Origin of the sequence: Halobacterium sp. KA-6 (genome assembly GCF_021029015.1) — an archaeon.
GTDB lineage: Archaea > Halobacteriota > Halobacteria > Halobacteriales > Halobacteriaceae > Halobacterium.
Map to the genome: position 1 here is coordinate 52,374 of NZ_JAJJZH010000001.1, position 20,139 is coordinate 72,512.

At 68.7% G+C, this 20,139-nt stretch carries 24 protein-coding genes; 12 read left to right on the plus strand and 12 right to left on the minus strand.

Translation table 11 applies throughout. The annotated features are described in order from the left end of the window. Nucleotides 1-20 precede the first annotated feature (20 nt). Nucleotides 21-611 (plus strand): riboflavin synthase, encoded by a 591-nt coding sequence (locus LPA46_RS00320; protein ID WP_230890900.1) that lies wholly within the window; start codon nt 21-23, stop codon nt 609-611. Here LPA46_RS00320 and LPA46_RS00325 read toward each other — a convergent pair. Further along, nucleotides 605-1,687: a PrsW family intramembrane metalloprotease gene (locus LPA46_RS00325; RefSeq protein ID WP_230890901.1), complete on the minus strand. Its 1,083-nt coding sequence runs from the start codon at nt 1,685-1,687 to the stop codon at nt 605-607. The two genes, LPA46_RS00320 and LPA46_RS00325, sit on opposite strands and share 7 nt — an antisense overlap. A gap of 120 nt (nt 1,688-1,807) precedes the next feature. Here LPA46_RS00325 and LPA46_RS18735 point away from each other — a divergent pair, with 120 nt between their 5' ends. The 3 genes from LPA46_RS18735 to LPA46_RS00335 all read left to right on the plus strand — a co-directional run bounded on the left by LPA46_RS18735 (nt 1,808) and on the right by LPA46_RS00335 (nt 4,017). Next, nucleotides 1,808-1,939, plus strand: a complete 132-nt coding sequence (locus tag LPA46_RS18735; protein ID WP_269073533.1) for a hypothetical protein — start codon at nt 1,808-1,810, stop codon at nt 1,937-1,939. A 261-nt stretch (nt 1,940-2,200) separates the two neighbouring features. Further along, nucleotides 2,201-2,593 (plus strand): DUF7532 family protein, encoded by a 393-nt coding sequence (locus LPA46_RS00330; protein ID WP_230890902.1) that lies wholly within the window; start codon nt 2,201-2,203, stop codon nt 2,591-2,593. Continuing rightward, nucleotides 2,590-4,017, plus strand: a complete 1,428-nt coding sequence (locus LPA46_RS00335) for a DUF402 domain-containing protein (RefSeq protein ID WP_230890903.1) — start codon at nt 2,590-2,592, stop codon at nt 4,015-4,017. Before LPA46_RS00330 ends, LPA46_RS00335 begins: the two co-directional genes overlap by 4 nt. Here the strand turns inward: LPA46_RS00335 and LPA46_RS00340 are convergent, their stop codons facing one another. The 6 genes from LPA46_RS00340 to LPA46_RS00365 form a co-directional block, all read right to left on the minus strand. Continuing rightward, nucleotides 4,018-4,389, minus strand: coding sequence for a NifU family protein (locus LPA46_RS00340; protein WP_230890625.1), 372 nt, complete (start codon nt 4,387-4,389; stop codon nt 4,018-4,020). Between the two features lie 132 nt (nt 4,390-4,521). Continuing rightward, complete coding sequence (locus tag LPA46_RS00345) at nt 4,522-4,791, minus strand: PGF-CTERM sorting domain-containing protein (protein ID WP_230890904.1); 270 nt, start codon at nt 4,789-4,791, stop codon at nt 4,522-4,524. A 54-nt stretch (nt 4,792-4,845) separates the two neighbouring features. Beyond that, on the minus strand, nt 4,846-5,964 hold the full coding sequence (locus LPA46_RS00350) for an LVIVD repeat-containing protein (RefSeq protein ID WP_230890905.1): 1,119 nt from the start codon (nt 5,962-5,964) through the stop codon (nt 4,846-4,848). Between the two features lie 302 nt (nt 5,965-6,266). Beyond that, nucleotides 6,267-7,235 (minus strand): ROK family protein, encoded by a 969-nt coding sequence (locus LPA46_RS00355; protein ID WP_230890906.1) that lies wholly within the window; start codon nt 7,233-7,235, stop codon nt 6,267-6,269. Nucleotides 7,236-7,292: 57 nt separating this feature from the next. Next, on the minus strand, nt 7,293-7,904 hold the full coding sequence (locus LPA46_RS00360) for an AIM24 family protein (protein ID WP_230890907.1): 612 nt from the start codon (nt 7,902-7,904) through the stop codon (nt 7,293-7,295). A gap of 1 nt (nt 7,905) precedes the next feature. Continuing rightward, nucleotides 7,906-8,358, minus strand: a complete 453-nt coding sequence (locus LPA46_RS00365) for a universal stress protein (protein ID WP_230890908.1) — start codon at nt 8,356-8,358, stop codon at nt 7,906-7,908. A 60-nt stretch (nt 8,359-8,418) separates the two neighbouring features. Between LPA46_RS00365 and LPA46_RS00370 the strand changes: the two genes are divergently transcribed. Beyond that, nucleotides 8,419-9,159, plus strand: coding sequence for an SDR family NAD(P)-dependent oxidoreductase (locus tag LPA46_RS00370; protein WP_230890909.1), 741 nt, complete (start codon nt 8,419-8,421; stop codon nt 9,157-9,159). A gap of 184 nt (nt 9,160-9,343) precedes the next feature. Here the strand turns inward: LPA46_RS00370 and LPA46_RS00375 are convergent, their stop codons facing one another. After that, on the minus strand, nt 9,344-9,535 hold the full coding sequence (locus LPA46_RS00375; RefSeq protein WP_230890910.1) for a hypothetical protein: 192 nt from the start codon (nt 9,533-9,535) through the stop codon (nt 9,344-9,346). 99 nt (nt 9,536-9,634) lie between these two features. Between LPA46_RS00375 and LPA46_RS00380 the strand changes: the two genes are divergently transcribed. Both LPA46_RS00380 and LPA46_RS00385 read left to right on the plus strand, forming a co-directional pair. After that, entirely contained in the window at nt 9,635-10,105 is a 471-nt protein-coding gene (locus tag LPA46_RS00380) for a YbaK/EbsC family protein (RefSeq protein WP_230890911.1), read from the plus strand. 49 nt (nt 10,106-10,154) lie between these two features. Continuing rightward, complete coding sequence (locus tag LPA46_RS00385; RefSeq protein ID WP_230890912.1) at nt 10,155-11,102, plus strand: alpha/beta hydrolase; 948 nt, start codon at nt 10,155-10,157, stop codon at nt 11,100-11,102. Here LPA46_RS00385 and LPA46_RS00390 read toward each other — a convergent pair whose 3' ends face one another. Further along, nucleotides 11,103-11,678 carry an LURP-one-related/scramblase family protein gene (locus tag LPA46_RS00390; RefSeq protein WP_230890913.1) on the minus strand — a complete coding sequence of 192 codons (576 nt, stop codon included), beginning with the start codon at nt 11,676-11,678 and terminating at the stop codon, nt 11,103-11,105. It abuts the gene before it with no gap. A 96-nt stretch (nt 11,679-11,774) separates the two neighbouring features. On the opposite strand from LPA46_RS00390, the gene uvrA reads away from it, so the two are divergent. The 3 genes from uvrA (at nt 11,775) to LPA46_RS00405 (ending at nt 16,778) form a co-directional block, all read left to right on the plus strand. Continuing rightward, the gene (gene uvrA / locus LPA46_RS00395; RefSeq protein ID WP_230890914.1) at nt 11,775-14,744 is read left to right on the plus strand and encodes an excinuclease ABC subunit UvrA; all 2,970 of its coding nucleotides are present in this window, start codon (nt 11,775-11,777) and stop codon (nt 14,742-14,744) included. Between the two features lie 258 nt (nt 14,745-15,002). Next, complete coding sequence (locus tag LPA46_RS00400) at nt 15,003-15,659, plus strand: lactate utilization protein (RefSeq protein WP_230890915.1); 657 nt, start codon at nt 15,003-15,005, stop codon at nt 15,657-15,659. A 39-nt stretch (nt 15,660-15,698) separates the two neighbouring features. Further along, a complete protein-coding gene (locus LPA46_RS00405) occupies nt 15,699-16,778 on the plus strand; it encodes a geranylgeranyl reductase family protein (RefSeq protein ID WP_230890916.1) in 1,080 nt (359 codons plus the stop codon). On the opposite strand, the gene ygfZ is transcribed toward LPA46_RS00405, so the two are convergent. After that, nucleotides 16,767-17,864, minus strand: a complete 1,098-nt coding sequence (gene ygfZ / locus LPA46_RS00410; RefSeq protein WP_230890917.1) for a CAF17-like 4Fe-4S cluster assembly/insertion protein YgfZ — start codon at nt 17,862-17,864, stop codon at nt 16,767-16,769. The genes LPA46_RS00405 and ygfZ overlap by 12 nt on opposite strands. Before the next feature lie 55 nt (nt 17,865-17,919). Beyond that, a complete protein-coding gene (locus tag LPA46_RS00415; protein ID WP_230890918.1) occupies nt 17,920-18,213 on the minus strand; it encodes a DUF6432 family protein in 294 nt (97 codons plus the stop codon). 81 nt (nt 18,214-18,294) lie between these two features. Between LPA46_RS00415 and LPA46_RS00420 the strand changes: the two genes are divergently transcribed. Together LPA46_RS00420 and LPA46_RS00425 are read left to right on the plus strand one after the other, a co-directional pair. Continuing rightward, on the plus strand, nt 18,295-19,215 hold the full coding sequence (locus tag LPA46_RS00420) for a DUF7093 family protein (RefSeq protein WP_230890919.1): 921 nt from the start codon (nt 18,295-18,297) through the stop codon (nt 19,213-19,215). Between the two features lie 37 nt (nt 19,216-19,252). Then, a complete protein-coding gene (locus tag LPA46_RS00425; RefSeq protein WP_230887929.1) occupies nt 19,253-19,648 on the plus strand; it encodes a DUF5611 family protein in 396 nt (131 codons plus the stop codon). Between the two features lie 65 nt (nt 19,649-19,713). On the opposite strand, the gene LPA46_RS00430 is transcribed toward LPA46_RS00425, so the two are convergent. Beyond that, a complete protein-coding gene (locus LPA46_RS00430) occupies nt 19,714-20,070 on the minus strand; it encodes a cell division protein SepF (RefSeq protein WP_230887928.1) in 357 nt (118 codons plus the stop codon). Between the last annotated feature and the right edge of the window lie 69 nt (nt 20,071-20,139).

A 20,139-nucleotide genomic window follows, 5' to 3' on the forward strand; every position in this document is an offset into this window, starting at 1 on the left:
CGAATCACGAATCTGTTGGCGTGTTCACCGGCATCATCGAGGAGACGGGCACCGTCGAGCGCGTCGTCGACGAGCCCGACGGCCGCCGCATCCGCATCGCGACCGACGACCTGAGCGGCTTCGGCCACGGCGACAGCATCAGCGTCGGGGGCGTCTGCCTCACCGTCGAAGAGTTCGGTTCGGACTGGTTTACGGCGTTCACCGCCACGGAGACGCTCGAAGCGACTACCTTAGACTCGGTCCGCGAGGGCGACGAGGTCAACCTCGAACGCGCGCTCCCCGCCGAGGGCCGCCTCGACGGTCACATCGTGCAGGGCCACGTCGACACGACCACCGAAGTCGTCGCCGTCGAGGAAGTCGGCGAGGACTGGACGTACACGTTCGCGCTCCCCGAGGGTCACGAGCAGTACGTCGCGCAGAAGGGCTCGATTACGCTCGACGGTATCAGCCTCACCGTCGCCGATGTGGACGACGAGAATGGAACGTTCTCGGTCGCCGTCGTGCCAACGACCTACGAACTCACGACGCTCTCCGAGCGCGCGCCCGGCGACCGTGTGAACGTCGAAGTCGACGTCGTCGCGAAGTACGTCGAACGCCTCGACACCTACTGACGGTCGTCTTCGGATTCGATGTCGCTGATGAGGAACTCGACGTCCTCCTTCTCGTGCTCGGGTTCAGATTTCTCGAACATGCTGGCGCCCGTGCGCTCGTAGGCCGCGCGGTACGCGACGAGCTTCCGGTAGAGCACGTAGAACAGCGCGCCGTCGTAGAGAACGACGAATCCGATGAACGCGAGGCCGGGCGCGACGCCGAGCGTGTCCGTCAGGATGCCGAGGTTCGTCACGACCGTGTTGTACGTCGCGTGGATGACCGCGGCGATGACCAGCCCCTTCACGACGATGGGGCCGGCGTCGTCCGGGTTGAACTTCGCGAGCCCGAGGTAGTAGCCCGCGAACGCCGAGTAGATGACGTGGCCGGGGCCTGCGAGCGTGCGCACTGCGGCGGTCTGGAGGCCGACGTCGATGGCCGCGGTACCGCCCGTGGCGCTGGCGGCCATCACCACCTCGCGGCCGATGTAGATGGCGTTCTCGATAGTAGCGAACCCGAGGCCGGCGACCGCGCCGTACACCGCGCCGTCGACGACCGCGTCGAAGCGGTCGCTGCGGAACGCGTACAGCCGAATCGCGAGCCACTTCACGGTCTCCTCGACGGGACCGACGATGAGGAAGTAGTACAGCGCGGGCGCCAGGACGGCAATCCACAGCGGCGCGTCCGCCGTGACAGACCCGAGGAACAGCCCCGAGAAGACGGTGTTCAGGATGGCGGCGAACCCGGCGAACAGGAACCCGAACGCGAACGTCACCACGAGCAACTCGATTGGCTCCCGCTTGGTCGCGTCCGCCTTCCAGACGAACCCCGCCATCGCGAGCGCGGGCACGACCGACAGCAGGACGTAGAGCGCGACGACCGGCCTGTCGATGAACACCAGGCCGAGCGCCGCCGCGAACTGCGCGACGACGATGAGCACCGCGAGCGCGACGACGCCCGCTCGCGCGCTCGTCACGATGCCGCCGTACAGCCACGACGAGAAGCGGTCGAGCGCCGTCCGCGACTCCCAGGTCGCCACGTCGTAGAGGTCTTCGTCGCCCTCACTCGCGCGCTGGACTGGGTCTCGTTCGGCCGACATGGGCGTCCCGTTTCTCGGCCTCCCCCTTGAGTGTGTTCGCGGAACCAGGTCTCGCCCCTTGTATGTTAACAAGTACCTTAAGGGGCAGCCTTATGCGTGCTTGCGGGCTCCCGCAGGAGTATGGCATACAGTCCCAGTCGCGGCCTGCTGTACTCCGCGCCCCCAGCACCCGAATCGGACCGACGAGACGACGCCGAAGCCGAGGAACCCAACGCGAGCGCCGAACCGACGCCCGCCGCCGCCGACGACTGACGCCGCACTGACTTCTACTGCGAGTTCGACAGCCGGCAGCGACAGCGCCGACGATACTCTCATCCTGGTGGATGAAAGGGCGAGGGCGGCTCGCGTTCACTCGCTCGCTGCACGACCCCTATCGCGAGCGTAGCGAGCGGTATGTCGTGCAGCGTGCGCGAGCCGCCCGAGGGCTTTCGAGACGCACGTCGATCGTCGTTCTCTCCGCTATTCGTTTTCCTGGGCGGCAACGCTGAAAACCCCGCGCGTCGAAGGACGGGTATGCTCTTCGACCAGCGGACCCGGGCGGCGCTCCGGGACGCCGGACTCTCGCGGGACGACATCGCCGAAATCGAGGACAGCGTGGCCGAGCAGGCGCGGGCGGACGCCCGCCGCGTCGAGTCATTCTTCGAGGGCCGCGCGGTCGTCTACTCGGACATGGACCTCACGCACTCGCGCTCTGACTACCCCGAGCACGACTTCGACTACGTCGACCTGTTCACGCACAGCGAGGACATCCGCGGGTTCGTGCGCTTCGAGACGTGGGGCGCGTACGTCGAGGGCGCGCGCGTGCTGGAGGAAGCGGCCGGCGAGCCGACGGTGGTGGAGTTGACGCTCGGGCCGACCGTCGACGCCCGGGTGCGCTTCGCCGGTGAACGGAGCCAACTCGAATGACTCGGGTTCGCGTCCGCGGCATCTACAGCACCGCGCTCACCCGCCGCCTGCTGGACGCCGGCTTTGACGTGGTGGACGCGTCGCCGCCGATTCGCGAGCGCTTCGACGCCGACTTCGAAGCGGCCGAGTACGACGTCGACGTCTCGATGACGCCCGACAGACAGGGGGTCGGTGTCTCCGGCCGGCCCGAACACGCCGAGGACGTGCTGGACGTGGTCGGGGACACCGGCATCGACACGTTCGTCTGGCCGGACCGTGCGGCCCGCGGCGCCATCTTCAACGGCGTCGTCGAGCGCACCGTCCGCGGTGGTGCGGTCGTCGTGCTCGCGGACGACCACGAGGGCTACCTGCCGTTCGACGCCGCCGACCAGCACGTCGAAGAGGGCGACCACGTCCGCGTGCAGGTCCACGACCCGAACCCGTGGTGGCTCGACGACCGCCCGGTCGTCGGCACGGACCTGCGCGCCATCGGCGGGCTCGCGAGCCTCGAGCGCGGCGTGGACGCGCTCGTCGCCGGGACGCCGGACGGTTCGCGGAACCACGAACTCGCGCGCACCACCGAACTGCTCACGCCCGACGTGCCCGACCAGTGGGGCGTCCAGTGGCACTACGCCGCGGACGGCGCGAGCATGGATGCACTCGGCGACGCGCTCGACGACATCGTCTCGCTGGCGAACCGCCTGGAGGAGGCGATTTCGGACGCGCCCGCGCCCAGCGACACCGCGCCCTACCGGGTCGCCGCGCCCGAGCGCACCGTCTGGGCGTGGTTCGGTCGCGACTCCCGGTTCGCGCTCGACGACGCGCGCCGCGCCGTCACGGAGACGATGGACGGCCACCACCGCATCAAGGCCGGCAGCGAGGCCGCCAGCGGCGCCGTCGACTTCGCGGAGGCGCTCGGCGCGAGCACCGACGGCTTCCCGTTCGGCGCCGTCACCGACCAGTTCGGGCCGACCGAGGGCGACCTCGTCGCCATCGAGCACGGCAAGCCCGACGGCCGCCTCATCACCATCGGGCGCGGCGAGGTCACGGACCGCGACCGCGATGCCGGCCGCGTCACCGTCCGCCGCGAGATGAGTCCCGGCGGGGCCTACGACGCGCTCGGCGTCGAACGCGAGCGCGGCGACGTCGCCACTACGCGATTCACGGAGGGGAACTGGTGGTATCCGACCGTCTACAAGGGCACGGACGGCCACGTCAAGGGCACGTACCTGAACATCTCCACGCCCGTGGAGGTGTTCCCGGACGCGGTGCGCTACGTCGACCTCCACGTCGACGTCGTGAAACACGCCGACGGCACGGTCGAAGTCGTCGACGAGGACGAGCTCCAGGAGTGCGTGGACGCGGGACTCGTCAGCGAGGACCTCTCGGAGAAAGCGCTCTCGGTCGCCGAACGCGTCCGGGCCGCCGTCAGCGACGACGACTGATTAGAAGTGGGAGTCGGAGTCCGGGCTGCCCTCGCCGCGGCCGCCGCGGCCGCCCTCGTTGCGGTCGACGCCCATGTAGCTCTCGGGCTGGTCGCCGCCCCAGCCGCCGCCGTCGCCGTCCGTGAACCGGACGACCACGTCGTCGACCTCGTCGAACTCCGCGGCGAGGTCCATCTTGATGCGCTGGGCGGTCCGCGGGCTGATGCCACAGCCCGAGCACGCGCCGCCGAGTTCGACGACGACCTCGCCGTCCGACGGGTCGGCCTTCCGGATGGCGCTGGTGCCGCCGTGGCTCCTGATGATGGGCATCTGCGCGGTGAGCCACGTCTCGACGCGCTCGTGGAGACTCCCCGCTCCCGCTGTCTCGCTCATAATCGGGTCTTCGGGCTCGACGGGTGATGTACTTTCGGTTGAGACACTAGGCAACGTTCGTGTTGAACCCGTCCGTTTCGACTGGAATCGCGGAAAAGTACAGTCGTCCCCTCGACTCTCGAAATTCGCGTGTCAGGCGTCGTCGTCCCGCCGCCACGCGGCGAGTGCGGCCGCCGAGACGCCCGCGAGCGCGGCGAACGCGCCAAATCCGGGTACGCCGACCCCGGACTCGTCGGTCGTCGTGGTGTCGGTCGCCGTCGGCGTCGCGGTCTCGGTCGCCGTGACCGTCTCCGTCGCGGTGCTCGTCGGCACCGTCGTCGTTTCGAGCGTCGGCGGGTCGGGCTGCTCGCCCGCGCGATTCGGGAACGTGTAGACGCCCGCGTCGTACGTCTGCCCGCCCATGTTCCCCGCGACGAACGCCTCGTCGGTGGCGTACTGCGCGGTCCAGAACCGTGCTCACTCGGGCTGTCGCCACCACGCCAACTCCTCGGGGTTCGCGGGGTCGCTCACGTCGTGTATCTTCACGCCGCCCTGATACCACGACGTGTACAGCCGGTCGCCGTGGAACTCGAAGTTGTGGCTGGTCGTCCACGTCCCCTGTCGGGTGCCGTCGGGCGTCGGCGGCGGCGCGACGAACGACAGTTTCTCGGGGTTCTGCGGGTCGCTGACGTCCCAGAGGTCAATGCCGCCCTGTCCCGGGTCCGAGTCGTCGGTGTCGACGTCCCACGCCTCCGCGCCGGACGCGAGCACGGACGCGTCCTCGTTCACGGCGACGTAGTGGGCGTTCCCGGGAACGGAGAGGCTCTCGCGGCCGCCCTCTCCCGCTGGAATGTCCTGCAAGTCCTCGACGCTGTAGTGGCCGAAGTGGTTGATGTACTCGGGATTCGCGGGGTCGCTGACGTCCACTAGCCACGTGCCCGCGTCCCAGTACGCGATGTACAGCGTGTCCCCGTGCACGTAGAGGTCGTGGCACGCCCGCATTCCCGCGTAGACCTCCTGCCAGCGCTCGTCGTAGTCGACGTTCGACCACCGCCCGACCTCCTCGATTGTGTCCCCGGAGACGTCGACGAAGACGGCGGGGTTCTTCGCGCCGTCGTTCGCCGTGAGGTACGCCACGCCGTCCTGCAGGTAGGCGTTGTGAATCGGGAACCCGGTCTCGTGGAAGCCGGTCTGTACCGGATTTTCGGGGTCGCTGACGTCGAAGACGACGACGCCCTGCACGGTCTCGGTCTGCGTCGGGTTCGCCGGCCCGACCGCGATGAGTGTGTCCCCCTCCAGTTTCACGTCGTAGACCATCCGCATCGGCCCGTTCTCGTAGTCGTCCAACAGCGGCGCTACGCCAGCGAGCTGCTCGGGATTCGCGGGGTCCGAGATGTCCACGGTCGCGATGCCGTCGGTCGTCGCCACGTACGCCGTCTCCCCGGCGTCGTCCACCACGACCTCTTTGGTTCCGTCGAGGTCGAGCACGCCCAGCGGCTCGAACGCCGACTGCTGTGCGGTCGCTGAAACGGTCGTGCTCGCGAGCGGGAGGGCGGCCGTGGCGGCAGTCGCGCGGAGGACGTCTCGTCGTCGCATACGCCCCCTCCGGCGGTTGCGTGGAAAAGTCCTGCGGGCATTCGCTCTGCTTGATTTCTAGGTTCTCTCGTTCTTGGGGCTCTCGTTCGTGTTGTTTCTTCCTCGAAAGCCCCGGCGCGGTCGCGTCCGCTCGCTCGCTGCGCTCCTCGGCCTTCGGCCTGCGGTGCTTGCGTCGCGAGCGAACAAGTGAACGCGACCACGGCGCCCCTTTCAGTCCACCCCGTGGCCGTCGGTTGGTCAGTTCGCTACTATCGCGCGGTTACTCGGTCAGGCGACGGAGAGATGAGAAGTCGGAGAGGGGGTTATCGCGTTCGCTCGCCCGTACCACCAGTGATGGCGGAGGCGACGGCGCCGTGGAGCACGACGTCGTCGCCGAGCGAGGTGAGGCGAACTTCGGGGACGTTGTTGAACACGCCGTCGTCGAGGTACTCGCGGATGGGGTCGAGGACGAGGTCGGGGTTGTTGAGCGCGACGGCGCCGCCGACGTAGACGACCAGCGGGGCGTACGACTGCACGAGGTTCGTGATGCCCATCGCGTTCCAGAAGCCGACCTGGTCGACGACGTGGCGGGCGAACTCGTCGGTGCCCGCGTGCTCGAAGACGTGCTTCGCGGAGAACTCGGGGTCGCCCAGCGGGAGCGCGGTCTCGACGCCGCCGTCCTCCTCGGCGAGCATGCGTGCGTACTCGGGGATGTTGTTCCCCGAGCAGTACGCCTCCCAGTGGCCGTCGCGTCCACAGCCACACGTCCGTCTGCCCTGCGGGTCGACGAGCATGTGGCCGAGTTCGCCGGCGTTGCCGTCCCAGCCCTCCAGCACGTTGCCGTCGACGGCGACGCCCGCGCCGATGCCCGAGGAGATGGTGACGTACGCCATGTCGTCGGGGTTGCTGTCGGCGTGGAAGCGCTCGCCGATGACGCCCGCGACCGTGTCGTTGTGGAGGTAGACGCGCTCGGAGTCGATGAGGTTCGAAATCGGGCCGACGAGGGGAACCGTCCCCACGGAGTCCGGGAGGTTCGCGGGACCGTCGATGGTGCCTTCCGCGAGGTCCAGCGGGCCGATGCTGCCGATGCCAGCGGCGCGCACCTCGGCAGGGTCGACGCTGGCGTCCTCGCAGGCCGCGCGCACAGCGTCGAGCACGGCTTCCGTGACGTGAATCCCCGTCGGCCCGCGGGGCGTCGGACGCTTGTCAGTGGCGACGACGGTCGCGTCGTCGTTCGCGACGGCGGCGCGCAGGTTCGTCGCGCCGAGGTCAACGCCGACGTAGTACGGCATCTACCTCGATTAGGCCGGGCATCGCACTTAACTGCACAGTTTTCACTCGCAGCCGCGTTAGTTCGTTGCACCAGGCACAGGCCGCGTCGCCGTCCAGACGGTCGCCGGCCCGCGAATCCGACAGACCGGCTCGGCTTCCTCGACGGCGCCGACGCGCTCCACGGAGACCGCGGCGTCCGTGTCGAACGCGACGACGTTCGCGGCTGCGACGACGCGCTCCTCGCCCTCGGGCACCTGCACGCAGTCGACGCGCCCGCGGCCCGCGAGGTACGCCGTCCCGCCGCCGGAGACGGTCGTGAGGAAGAGGCCGCTGCCGCGAGCGGGTGCGTCGCCGACGCGGTCGGCACCTACGCGGACGTCGCCGGTCGCTGCGACGAACGCCTCCCGGGTCGCCGCCACGCCCTCGGCTTCGAGGCCCGCGGCGACGAGGCTGCCGTGGTGGGGCGGCGCGAACCGCACGGTCGTCGCCGTGTCGGCGACCACGCGAACGGGCGTGCGCTGTCGCTCGCGGGCGTTCGCTACCGACCGCAGCACGCCCTCGCGAGCGCGCTCGACGCGGAGTTTCCCGACGTAGTCCACGAGCGCGCCCGACGCCGCGAGCAGGGACTCTCCAGCCTCCAACTCCACGACGAGCAGCCCGCCCGTGCCGTCCTCGGCGGTCGCCTCCATTTCAGTGGTCGCTACGCACGAACGTCACGGGGCATGGCGCCGACAGCAGCACCGTCTGGGCGGTGCTGCCGAAGACGGCCTTCCCGGCGGGCGAGCGCTTCCGGCCGCCGACGACCGCGATGTCGGCGTTCACGTCGTCCGCGAGCGCGACGATACTCTCGCCGTGCTCGCCGATGTGCCCGCGCACGTCGTAGTCGACGCCCGCGTCGCTCAGGTGGTCTTCGAGGTCGCGAATCGTCGCGTGGCGGCGCGCTACGGCGTCGGCGGTCACCTCGTCGCCCTCGTCGAAGCCGAGGTTGTCGGCGATGTCCTCGTACTCCTCGCGCGTGAAGACGTGCGCGAGCGTCACCGTCGCACCCGCCGGACCGGCGATGTCCGTCGCGGTGCGCGCCAGCGGTTCGATACGCTGGTCGTCCGTCGGCCCGACCGCCAACAACAGGTTCTCGATAGCCATGTCACCCGCCTGTCCCGGCAACCCCATAAGAATATCCCGGCTCACGCGGGAGTACGACGCATGCTCGCTCCCGACTTGACCGACCGCACCGCGCTCGTCACCGGCGGCGCGAAGGGACTCGGTCGCGCGCTCTGTCTGTCGCTCGCCGACTGCGGCGCCAGCGTCGCCGTCCACTACCACAGCAGCGACGTCGCCGCCAGCGAGACCGCCGCCGACGCCCGCGACCGCGGCGCGCCCGACGCCGCACCCGTCCAGGGCGACGTGACGAACCCGGAGGGCGTGGACGCCATCTTCGACGCCGCGGAAGCCGAAATTGGCACCGTGGACGTGCTCGTGAACAACGTCGGCGACTTCGCGCCCGCGCACTGGGAAGACGTCGACTTCGAGACGTGGAACCGCGTCCTCCACACGAACCTCACGGGGACGTATCTCTGCTCGAAGCGCGCGCTCGACGGCATGCGCGCCCAGCAGTGGGGTCGCATCGTCAACATCGGCTACGCCTCCGCCGAGAAGGGCATGGTCTCCCCGAAGAACTTCCCGTACTTCGCCGCCAAACAGGGCGTGCTCATGTTCACGCGGATGCTCGCCGCGGACACCCAAGACGACGGTATCACGGTCAACGCCGTCTCCCCGTACGTCGTCGAGACCTCCGACGAGTTCCCCGAGGAGGCTCCGCGCGGCCGCTGGGCCTCGACTGACGACATCGCGCAGGCGGTCCGATTCTTCTGCGACGAGGACTCCGACTATATCTCCGGCGAAAATATCGAAGTCGATGGCGGGTGGTTGCCCGAGGACGTGTAGCGCTGTTCAGCGCCTACGAGCATCCGCGAGCGAAGCGAGCGGTTCGCTGCCGGAGCGGGGCGCAGCCCCGCGGAGGAAGGTGTTTTTAGCGTAGATTTTTGCGAGGAGTGGTCGCCGGAGGCGACCCGACGAAGTAAAAAGGTACGTGGACGGCGGGTGGCTGCCCGAGGACGTCTGAACTCGATTACTCGTCATCGCTGCTCCACGGCCCGACGCCGAAGACGTTCCCGAGCACCCAGCCAGCGAGGAACGGCACGACGACGGCCAGACACCCGAGCCCGATCCAGCGCGCGGGCGGCGGCTGCGTCGCGAGGTAGACGAGGTACGCCGTCCCGACGACCGGGAGCAGGCGGGCGAGCACGGAGTCGGTTGCCATACGCCGACTACCGCGCTCGCACGGAAGAACCCACCTCTCCCCGGCCGTCGATTGCGCGGAACGGTACGCCTTTGCTCCCGCACTCAGTCACGCCGGTACATGCACGAGCGAGCCGCGGAGTTCGTCGAGCGGGCGCGCGAGGAGTACGACGTCGACGTGGACGTCCACGAATTCGACGAGGGGACGAAGACGGCGGCGGACGCGGCCGACGCGGTCGGCTGCGACGTCGCGCAAATCGCGTCCAGCATCGTCGTGGTGGCCGACGACGAGCCGGTCGTCGTGGTGACCAGCGGCGCGAACCGCGTGGACCTCTCGAAGGTCGCGGTCTACCGGGACGCCAGCGACGCGCGGATGGCCGAAGCCGACGAGGTGAAGGAGGCGACGGGCTGGAGCATCGGCGGCGTGCCGCCCATCTGCCACGCGACCGACGTCCCCGTCTTGCTGGACGACACGCTCCTCGACCACGGCGGCGTGTGGGCGGCAGCCGGCACGCCGACCGCGGTCTGGCCCATCGAGCCCGAGCGCTTGCGCGACCTCGCGGACGCGGAGGCCGTCGACGTCGCGGAGTGAGCGCTGCCGGCAGCCCGACCTTTTTGCTGCCGTCACGCGACTGTCACGTATGGACGAAGACGAGATGCATCCGGAGGCGCGGGTGGCGATGGAGCGCCGCGAGCGACTCGGGTTGACGTCGCTGCGCTCGCTGGGCGTCCGGCGGCTGCGGCTGCTGATGCGCGCGACGAGCTGGTGGCAGAACCGCAATCCCCCGGCAGTGGGTCGAATCGCCGACCGCACGATTCCCGGGCCCGCTGGCGACCTCCCGGTGCGGCTCTACCGTCCCGAGGGCGACGGTCCGTTCCCGACGGTCGTCTTCTACCACGGGGGCGGGTTCGTGATGGGGAGTCTGGAGACGCACGACCTGTTCTGCCGGCACCTCACGCGCGAGAGCGACTGCGTCGTGATGTCCGTCGACTACCGACTCGCGCCCGAGCACCCGTTCCCGGCGGCCGTCGAGGACGCGTACGCCGCGCTCACGTGGGCAGCCGACAACCCCGACGCGCTCGCCGGCACGGGCGACCTCGCAGTCGTCGGGGATTCTGCGGGCGGGAATCTTGCGGCCGTCGCGGCGCTGATGGCCGCCGAGCGCGACGGCCCCAAAATCGACTACCAGTACCTGCTGTACCCGGGCGTCGGCATCGAGGAAGACCAGGAATCCGTCCGCGAGCACGCCGGGAAGGTGCTCAGCGAGGACGACCTCCGGTGGTTCCGGGAGTGCTACTACGGCTCCGAGATTCACGAGCGCAACCCCTACGGCGACCCGACGAACGCCTGCGACCTATCGGGAGTCGCGCCCGCGACCGTGCTCACGGCTGGCTTCGACCCGCTCCGGGACGGCGGCCGACGGTACGCCGACCAGCTCGTCGCGGACGGCGTGCCGACGCGCCACGTCGAGTACGAGGACGTGATTCACGGGTTCGCGACGATGCTGTCCTCGCCGGACCTCGACCGCGCGCACGAGGCAGTCGCGGACGTCGCCGACGACCTCACCGAGGCGTTCGACGGCGCGTAGTCACTCGTTTTCGAGCGCGTCGAGGATGCAGGCGGCGGCGACGACCGCCTCTTTGGGCACGTCGCTGGCGTCGTCGATGGTGACCGTGTAGGCGTCGCGCAGCGAGAACTTCCCGCGCACGTTTCCGACGTGGTCGCCGTCGGCGTCGAATATCTCGTAGCGATTCGGTATCAGGTTCGCGAGGCCGACGAGGTGTCGGAGCGCCGAGAGGAGTTTGCTCTTCGAGCGAATCGTCGCCAGCGCCTCGCCCGTCTCGGGGTCCCGGACCGTCCAGTTCTCCACGAACAGCGAGAAGTCTTCGTCGAGCACGACGACTTCCTCGCCGGTACCGGCGTCGGTGATGGCGTAGTTGCCCGCGACGTCCATGATGCCGCCGGCCTTCACCGTGAACGCGTCCTCGCCGTCGCCGGTGACGAACGGGAACTCCTCTTTCATCTTGAACATCTTCTGCTTGCCGCGCAGGACAACACTGCCGCCGCTGTCGCGGACGGCGTACTTGTTCCGAATCAGGGACTGGCGGACTTCGTAGCGGTCGTCGTCGAGGTCGACCGTGGAGATGTCGTACGTGGAGGGCATCGGTATGCGTTCGGGTGCGTCGCGCGCCAGTAAAAGGGTTCGCACGGTCACCGGGACCGACAGACCTTCACTGGCTCGTCCGGTAATAGACGCCTAATGAGCGATGACTACATCGAGGTCCGAGGGGCCGAGGAGAACAACCTCGACGACCTCGACGTACAGATTCCACGCGAGGCGCTGAACGTGGTGACCGGCCTCTCCGGGTCCGGGAAGTCGTCGCTGGCTTTCCAGACTATCTACGCGGAGGGCCAGCGCCGCTACATCGAGAGCCTGTCTGCGTACGCCCGGAACTTCCTCGGGCAGATGGACAAGCCACAGGTCGAGTCCGTCGAGGGCCTCTCGCCCGCCATCAGCATCGACCAGAAGAACGCCGCGAACAACCCCCGGTCGACGGTCGGCACCGTCACCGAACTCCACGACTACCTGCGCCTGCTGTACGCCCGCGTCGGCGTCCCGCACTGTCCGGAGTGCGGTCGCGAAGTCGGCGAGCAATCCGCCCAGCAGATGGTCCGCCGCATCCTCGAACTCCCCGAGGGCACGAAGGCGAAAATCGCAGCGCCCGTCGTCCGCGACCAGAAGGGCGCGTTCGAGGACCGCTTCGACGACCTCGTCAGTGAGGGCTACTCCCGCGTGGAGGTCGACGGCGAGAGCTACGACCTCGCGTACGACCGCCCCGACCTCGACGAGAACTACGACCACACCGTCGACGTCGTCGTCGACCGCGTCGCGGTCAGCGAGGACGCCCGTTCACGCATCAACGACAGCGTCGAGACCGCCCTCGACGAAGCGGACGGCGTCCTGAAGGTCATCGTCCCCGACGCCGACGAGGACCTCGAACTCGGTGGCGCCACCGCGCGCAGCACGGGAGACCTCGCGGACGAAGACGACGAGGACCGCTTCGTCGTGGAGTTCAGCGAGGAACTCGCGTGCACGCACTGCGGCATCGACATCAGCGAAATCGAGACGCGCTCGTTCTCCTTCAACAGCCCGCACGGCGCGTGCCCGGAGTGTGAGGGCATCGGGAACACGAAGGAGGTCAGCGAGGACCTCGTCGTCGTCGACGAGAGCAAGCCCGTCAAGCACGTCTTCGAGGCCTGGAGCTACAACCGCTCGTACTACCAGACGCGCCTCGACTCGGTGGCCGAGCACTTCGGCATCAGCCTCGACACGCCGTTCGAGGACCTCGACGAGGACGTCCAGCAGGCGTTCCTCTACGGCACCACCGAGGACGTCGTCTTCAAACGGCAGACGAAGAACGGCACCCGCCGCAAGGAGAAGCCCTTCGAGGGCGTCATCCCGAATCTTGAGCGCCGCTACGTCGAGACCGACTCCGAGAGCACCCGCGACCACATCGAGGAGTACATGTCCGTCACGACGTGCCCAGCGTGTGACGGCACCCGCCTCAAGCCCGAATCCCGCGCGGTGCTCGTCGACGGCACCCCCATCACGGAAGTCAACCGGATGAGCATCGGCGACGCCCTCGAACACTTCGAGGGGATGGAGGCGCGCTTCGACGACCGCGACCGGAAAATCGCCGAGGAGATTCTCAAGGAGATTCGCGCGCGCCTCGGCTTCATGACCGAGGTCGGGCTGGAGTACCTCACGCTCGACCGCGAGGCCTCCACGCTCTCTGGCGGGGAGAGCCAGCGCATCCGCCTCGCCACCCAGATTGGCTCGGGGCTCGTGGGCGTCCTCTACGTCCTCGACGAGCCCTCGATTGGGCTCCACCAGCGCGACAACGACCGCCTCCTCAACACCCTCGAAGAACTCCGCGACCTCGGGAACACGCTCGTCGTCGTCGAACACGACGAGGAGACGATGCGGCGCGCGGACAACGTCGTGGACATGGGCCCCGGGCCGGGCCGCCACGGCGGCGACGTCGTCGCGAACGGCGACGTCGAGGACCTCATGGCCGCCGAGGACTCCATCACAGGGGATTACCTCGCGGGCCGCAAGCAGATTCCCGTCCCCGACGAGCGCCGCGACTGGGAGGACACGCTTACCATCGAGGGCGCGCGCCAGCACAACCTCCGCGACCTCGACGTCGACCTCCCCATCGGCGCGTTCACCGCCATCACTGGCGTCTCGGGCTCCGGGAAATCGACGCTGATGCACGACATCCTCTACAAGGGCCTCGCCCGCGAGATGAACGACAACACCAGCGTCGACCCCGGCGAGCACGACGCCATCGAAGGAATCGACAACGTCGAGACGGTGCGGCTCATCGACCAGTCGCCCATCGGCCGCACGCCCCGCTCCAACCCCGCGACGTACACGGGCATCTTCGACTACATCCGCGAGAAGTTCGCCGAGACGAAGCTCGCCAAGCAGCGCGGCTACGAGAAGGGGCGCTTCTCGTTCAACGTCAAAGGGGGCCGCTGTGAGGCCTGCGGCGGGCAGGGCACCCAGAAGATCGAGATGAACTTCCTCTCGGACGTCCACGTCCCCTGCGAGGAGTGCGGTGGCGCGCGCTACAACGACGAGACGCTGGACGTCACGTTCAAGGACGCGACCATCGCGGACGTCCTCGACATGAGCGTCGAGGAGGCCTACGACTTCTTCGAGGCGGACAGCCGCCTGGGCCGCCGCCTCAAACTCCTGATGGACGTCGGCCTCGACTACATGAAACTCGGCCAGCCCTCGACCACCCTGTCGGGCGGGGAGGCCCAGCGCGTCAAGCTCGCCGAGGAACTCGGGAAGAAGGACTCCGGCGACACCCTCTACCTGCTGGACGAGCCCACGACGGGCCTCCACAGCGCCGACGAGCGCAAACTCGTCGAGGTGCTCCAGCGCCTCACCGACCGCGGCAACACCGTCGTCGTCATTGAGCACGAGCTCGACCTCGTGAAGAACGCCGACCACGTCGTCGACCTCGGTCCGGAGGGCGGCGAACACGGCGGCGACCTCGTGGCCGCCGGCACTCCGGAGGACGTCGCGCGCAACGACGACAGCCACACCGGGCGCTACCTCCGCGACAAACTCCCGGGCGTCGACCTCGAAGGCCCCCGCAGCGACCGTAAGAAGCCCGCGAAAGAAGAACAGGCAGCGCCGGCGGTCGACGACTAGGCACTTTTTGCTGCGCTCGGCGCGCTGCGCGCGCCTCACTTGCAAAAACTTGCGGAAAAAGCACTCCTCGCTCCCTGCGGTCGCTCGTCGGCCTCGCGGCTTCGCCGCGAGTGAACCGCGAGCGCCATACGGCGCTCGCGGATGCTCGTGACACGCCGATGGTGACCTGCCACGAACCCGGTGACGCCGGGGTTACTCGTTTGGGCGCGACTCGCCGGTGGGCGCAGGCTCTTTTCCGGGTAGCGATTGTACGCGAGTGTGAGCCAACAGAAGGCAGACTACGTCGACGACGTCGACGTGGACGACGACTGGGACAGCCACCCGACAGCCGACGAACTCGCGGAAGCCGTCGAGAATCTCGAAGCCCACGGCTTCGACGTCGAAGTCGTCGAGGACGCCGAGGCAGCCCTCGACGTGCTCGTCGACGAGATTCCCGCGGGCGCGTCCGTGATGAACGGCCACTCGACGACGCTCGAAGAAGTCGGGTTCACGGAGTACCTCGACGAGGGCGACCACGACTGGGAGGACCTCGCTTCGGAAATCTGGAGCATCGACGACGACGAGGAGCGCGACGCCGCGCGCCGCGACGCCCAGACTGCGGACTACTTCCTCGGCGGCGTGAACGGCGTCGCCCAGACGGGCGCGCTCGTCGCCGCGGACCTCTCCGGGAGTCGCGTCGGCGCGTACCCGTTCGCCGCGAAGAACCTCCTGCTCGTCGCCGGCGTCAACAAGGTCGTCGAGGACGTCGAGGCCGCCCGCGAGCGCCTCCACGAGTACGCCTACGAATTCGAGAACCAGCGCGCCCAGGACGCCTACGGCGTCGAGAGCGCGCCTTCGAAGGAACTCATCTACCGGCAGGAAGGCACCGAGGGCCGCACGACCGTCGTGCTCGTCGAGGAGACGCTCGGCTACTAAGCGAAGCCTCTTTTCGCTCTCGCGCCGTACGTGACGCTCATGTACGACTTCGCGGTCGTCGGCGTCGGACCCGCGGGTGCGCGGTTCGCGCGCCGCGCGGCCGAACGCGGCTACGACGTGGTCGCCTTCGAGCAGGGCGAACTCGGGAAGCCGCTGGCGTGCTCGGGCCATGTCAGCCTCGACGTCTGGGACTACGTTCCGGAGTCGGCCCGCGAGGACCTCTTCCAGAACGAGATTCGGGGCGCGCGCTTCCACCTCGGCGGCGCGGACTCCGAGGCGTACCCGTTCTACAAGGACGAAGCCATCTCGAACGCCGTCGACCGCGTGCAGTTGGACAAGGTGCTCGCCGACGCCGCTCGCGATGCGGGCGCGGACGTCCGCGAGCAACACACTGTCACGGAAGTCTCCGAATTCAACGACCGCGTAGAACTCACCGTGCGCGGGCCCGACGAGACGTTCGACGTGACCGCGAAGATGGTCGCAGGGAGCGACGGCCCGCGCTCCCGCGTTCGGGACGCGCTGGGGCTCCCGGAACCGGACGAATTCCTGCACGGCGCGCTCGCCTTCGACCCCGAGCCCGACCACGAGAACTTCGTGGACGTCCACCTCACCGTCCCGGAGTTCTTCGCGTGGCGCATCCCCCGCGGCGAGGGCGGCGTCGAGTACGGGCTCGCGGCCGCGCCCGGCGAGGACGTCCCCGCGCTGTTCGACGCGTTCGTCGAGGACTACGGCGTCGAAATCGAGCACCGCTGCTCGGGCGTCATCCCAATCGGCCCCCCGGACACCGTCACGAGCACGCGCGGATTCCTGCTCGGGGACGCCGCGGGGCAGACGAAGCCGTTCACGGGCGGCGGCATCCTCTACGGGATGACGGCCGCGGACTGCGCCGCGCGCGAAATCGACCCCGACCGCCCCACGACGCTCACCGCCTACGAGGACGCGTGGCGCGACGAACTGGGGCGCGACATCCAACTGGGCCACCTCGTCCGCAAGGGGTACTCCGCGCCCCAGCCGATTCAGCGCGCGGGAATGCGGCTGTTCGAGGGCGAAATCGGCGTCCACATGGACCAGCCGACGAGCCTCTTCTCCGCAGAACAGTTGCGCGCGCTACTCCGCTGACTCGCCGTCGTAGACAGGGATGCGCGCTGAGCGCCCCGTGCATTCCACGAACGGCAGGTCCGTAATTTCGGCAGCGACGTCTCCCTCGTCGGTTGCGACGGTCACGCTGCCGCTATCGACGTCGTAGTTCACTTCGGCGAACGCGATTGGTTCCTCGCGCAGTGGGCTGACGACGGCGCGCGTGACTTCGCCGACGTCGTCGCCGTCCTGAGCGACTGTCGCGCCCGCCTCGGGGAGGTCCTCGGCGACGAGCCCGACCAGTCGGGTGCTCGGTCGGCCGCGGTTCTTCACCTTCGAGACGACCTCTTGGCCGACGAAACAGCCCTTCTCGTAGTCGACGGCGTTGTCGAGGCCGAGCACGTTCGGGACTCGGTTTTGGAGTTCGGTCTCGAACAGCGGCGTCCCGGCTTCCAGCGTGAGCGTCTCCCACGTCTGCCGGCCGAACGGCGTGGCGTTCAGCCCACGGATGACCAGGGTCTCGAAGACGGGGTCGGCGTCGGCGGCCGCGCAGACGACGAGGTAGCCCTCCTCGCCCGCGAGGTCGTCGTCGCGGATGACCGTCACGCCCTCCTCCATCGCGCCGCGCACGAACGTCAGCGGCTCCTCGGGCGGGCTCGCGCCGCCGAGCACGCTCGCTATCTTCTCCGTGGCCTTCGGGCCGTGCGCACCGAAGACGCCGAAGTGGTCGGTCGCGTGCTCGATATCGACGTCTTGGACGAACGTCCGCTCGCTCCACTCCTCGGCGATGGCCTCGCCCTCGCCGGCCGGGAAGAACACGAGCAGGCTGTCGCCGGTGGCGAACGCGTAGCAGTCCACGCGAATCCGGCCCTGCGGGTCCAGCAGGAGCGCGTACGCCCCCTCGCCGTCCTCGGTGGGGACGTGGTTGGTGACGGTGTCGTCGACGAATTCGTGGCGGTCCTCGCCCGTGACGACGACGACGTCGAAGGCGTGTTCGGTGACGCCGACGATATTGCGCACCGCGCGGTGCGTGCGCTCGGGGCGGCCGTACTCCTCGGGGAGCGCGCGACCCGCCACCTCGCGGAACGACGCGCCGTGGTCCTCGTGGAGGTCCCTGACGACTGTCATTACCCGAAGAGTCGGCGCTCGCGCGGGTAAACCCACCGGGTTCCGGTGCTCGCCGCTACAGCCCGATGCGCCGCCGGAGTTCGTCGAGAATCGACGGCTCGGTCTGCTCGTCGCCGTCGGGGAAGACGCGGTCGTCGGCGATGAACACCGTCCGGCCGTCGGTCTCCTCGGCGTCGATGAGGTCGTCGGCCTTCAGCGCGCCGAGCGCGTCCTCTAGGTCGTCGATGCTCGCGTCGACGTGCGAGCGCAACTCGAACAGCGTCATCCCCTCGCTCGGCCGGTCGACGAGCGCGTCGAGCACCGCCACTTCCGTCTCCGGGCGGTCGCGGTACTCGGGTTTGACGTGCATACGCCGACCGACGGCTGCCGGCGCCTTAGCAGTATCCCCGAGCGGTAGTCTTTTGCCGCTGGCTCGGATACTGCCGTCCTAATGGGTCTCAGGTGCTCCCTGCTCGGACACGACTACGGCGAGGCGTTCGTCGAGCGGGACCGCGAGGAGCGCGGCGACGAAGTGGTCGTGACTGAACGCGAGCTCAAGGAGTGCGCGCGGTGTGGCTCGGAGAAGGTCACCGCGGAGAACACGGAAGTTCGGTCCCTCCAGTCCGAGCGACGCGAGCGCGCCGACGCGTCCCCGGAGCCCGAACAGCCGACGACCGAGGAACCGGGCAGCGAACCCGCGACGGCCGCCGACGAGGGTGGCTCCGCGAGCGGCGCGTTCACGTCGGCGACTGACGCCATCGAACAGGCCGAGGCCGGGATGGAGACCGACGACGCGCTGGCGGGCGAGCCCGAGGAGGACGACGCGGTCATCCTCGACGACGACGGCGGCGACGAGCCGGGGAGCGACCAGTGGGAGGAGCCGGCCGAACCGGAGGCCGACCCCGAACCCGAGCCGGAGCCTGTCGAGGACGACGCGGAAGTCGTGGACGCGGGCCCGGCCAGCGAGCCCGAATCGTCGGGTACGCAGACCGAGTACGTCGAGCAGTCGCAGTCCCAGCCGGAGCCGGAGCCGGAGTCCACGGACCTCGACCGCGAGCGCGGCGCGTGGCCGGACGCCGACGGCGAGGACGAGGGCTTCGACGCGACCGAGGCTGCCGACGTCGACGCGGAAGTGAGTGCCACCGAGACCGACGACTCGACGTTCGAATTCGGTGCCGAGGAGGGCGTCGTCGAAGCCGACACCGGGTTCACGAGCGCGGGCCCGCTGGACAACGACGAGCCCGCCGACGAACTCGACTTCGCGCTGTACTGTCCGGAGTGTGGCTTCGAGCGCTACGCCGCCGGCTCCAGCCTGCGCGCCGGTGACATCTGCCCGGAGTGCCAGCGCGGCTACCTGGCCGAAGACCGGTGACGAAGCCGTTAAACCCCTCGCTGTCCTTCTCGCGTTCATGAAGGAGTACAAGATGCGACGTGGCGAGTACCTCGAAGAGCGGATGCCCGACCTCAAGTCGGAAATCGAGGACTACTTCGGCGAAATCACGGACACGGAGGAGTTCAAGGGCAGCGACCTCTACGTCGTCGAAGACCCCGACAACCCGGTCTTCGAGCGCATCACCGCCGGCGCCGTCGAGTACTCGGGGAAGAAGGACAAGCTCGCGGTCGACTTCGAGGAGCGCCCCGCCGAGGAAGTCATCGCCGAGGGCGAAGCCGAGGCCGCTGCGGACGCCGTCGACGCGAAAAACGACTTCCTCCTCGAAGCGACTGGCCGTGACGCCAAGTCCCGCCGCGACTCGATGAAGCGCTCCGTCGAAGACGACGCCGACACTCCCGACGACGTCTCGTAACCCGGATTTCGAGAACAGTACTGTCGTTCTTCTCGCGGACGATGTGACGCTCGGTAGCCGCCCGCTTACTGCCGGTTGAGTTTCGTCCGGCTGATGGCGAGCCCGTTCGGCACGACGATGAGCTGGTCGTCGCCCTTCTGGACGATGTCGCCGCCGACCTCCTGGGCGACCTGCCGGAGTTCGTCGACGATGTGTTCGACCGTGCGGTCCTCCGTGCGGAGGCGCGTGATGTCCGCGATGACCACGTCGCCGTCGTAGACGGCGTCCTTGATGGCGATGACGTCCTCTTGGCCGTCGATTTCTGCGATGTGGACGGTGACGCTCGCTTCGCCGCCGTTCGTGTCGAAGTCATCGACGTCTAGTTCCACGTAATCCTCGGTGGAACTCCCGCTCCCGCCGAGAATCTTGTCCATGAAGCCCATGGCGGAAAGAGGGGGTCGCCGCGTGCATAGTTCTTGCGTCAGACGGCCCGGTTCGCGTACCGTTTTGCC

What these genes read in the sequence shown, in the direction of transcription:
- LPA46_RS00385 (WP_230890912.1), top strand. Translation starts at nt 10,155, where the DNA reads ATGGACGAAGACGAGATGCATCCGGAGGCGCGGGTGGCGATGGAGCGC.
- LPA46_RS00390 (WP_230890913.1), bottom strand. Translation starts at nt 11,678, where the DNA reads ATGCCCTCCACGTACGACATCTCCACGGTCGACCTCGACGACGACCGC.
- LPA46_RS00380 (WP_230890911.1), top strand. Translation starts at nt 9,635, where the DNA reads ATGCACGAGCGAGCCGCGGAGTTCGTCGAGCGGGCGCGCGAGGAGTAC.
- LPA46_RS00415 (WP_230890918.1), bottom strand. Translation starts at nt 18,213, where the DNA reads ATGCACGTCAAACCCGAGTACCGCGACCGCCCGGAGACGGAAGTGGCG.
- LPA46_RS00425 (WP_230887929.1), top strand. Translation starts at nt 19,253, where the DNA reads ATGAAGGAGTACAAGATGCGACGTGGCGAGTACCTCGAAGAGCGGATG.
- LPA46_RS00370 (WP_230890909.1), top strand. Translation starts at nt 8,419, where the DNA reads ATGCTCGCTCCCGACTTGACCGACCGCACCGCGCTCGTCACCGGCGGC.
- LPA46_RS00405 (WP_230890916.1), top strand. Translation starts at nt 15,699, where the DNA reads ATGTACGACTTCGCGGTCGTCGGCGTCGGACCCGCGGGTGCGCGGTTC.
- LPA46_RS00375 (WP_230890910.1), bottom strand. Translation starts at nt 9,535, where the DNA reads ATGGCAACCGACTCCGTGCTCGCCCGCCTGCTCCCGGTCGTCGGGACG.
- LPA46_RS00355 (WP_230890906.1), bottom strand. Translation starts at nt 7,235, where the DNA reads ATGCCGTACTACGTCGGCGTTGACCTCGGCGCGACGAACCTGCGCGCC.
- ygfZ (WP_230890917.1), bottom strand. Translation starts at nt 17,864, where the DNA reads ATGACAGTCGTCAGGGACCTCCACGAGGACCACGGCGCGTCGTTCCGC.
- LPA46_RS00420 (WP_230890919.1), top strand. Translation starts at nt 18,295, where the DNA reads ATGGGTCTCAGGTGCTCCCTGCTCGGACACGACTACGGCGAGGCGTTC.
- uvrA (WP_230890914.1), top strand. Translation starts at nt 11,775, where the DNA reads ATGAGCGATGACTACATCGAGGTCCGAGGGGCCGAGGAGAACAACCTC.
- LPA46_RS00350 (WP_230890905.1), bottom strand. Translation starts at nt 5,964, where the DNA reads ATGCGACGACGAGACGTCCTCCGCGCGACTGCCGCCACGGCCGCCCTC.
- LPA46_RS00430 (WP_230887928.1), bottom strand. Translation starts at nt 20,070, where the DNA reads ATGGGCTTCATGGACAAGATTCTCGGCGGGAGCGGGAGTTCCACCGAG.
- LPA46_RS00360 (WP_230890907.1), bottom strand. Translation starts at nt 7,904, where the DNA reads ATGGAGGCGACCGCCGAGGACGGCACGGGCGGGCTGCTCGTCGTGGAG.
- LPA46_RS00345 (WP_230890904.1), bottom strand. Translation starts at nt 4,791, where the DNA reads ATGGGCGGGCAGACGTACGACGCGGGCGTCTACACGTTCCCGAATCGC.
- LPA46_RS00330 (WP_230890902.1), top strand. Translation starts at nt 2,201, where the DNA reads ATGCTCTTCGACCAGCGGACCCGGGCGGCGCTCCGGGACGCCGGACTC.
- LPA46_RS00325 (WP_230890901.1), bottom strand. Translation starts at nt 1,687, where the DNA reads ATGTCGGCCGAACGAGACCCAGTCCAGCGCGCGAGTGAGGGCGACGAA.
- LPA46_RS00335 (WP_230890903.1), top strand. Translation starts at nt 2,590, where the DNA reads ATGACTCGGGTTCGCGTCCGCGGCATCTACAGCACCGCGCTCACCCGC.
- LPA46_RS00340 (WP_230890625.1), bottom strand. Translation starts at nt 4,389, where the DNA reads ATGAGCGAGACAGCGGGAGCGGGGAGTCTCCACGAGCGCGTCGAGACG.
- LPA46_RS00365 (WP_230890908.1), bottom strand. Translation starts at nt 8,358, where the DNA reads ATGGCTATCGAGAACCTGTTGTTGGCGGTCGGGCCGACGGACGACCAG.
- LPA46_RS18735 (WP_269073533.1), top strand. Translation starts at nt 1,808, where the DNA reads ATGGCATACAGTCCCAGTCGCGGCCTGCTGTACTCCGCGCCCCCAGCA.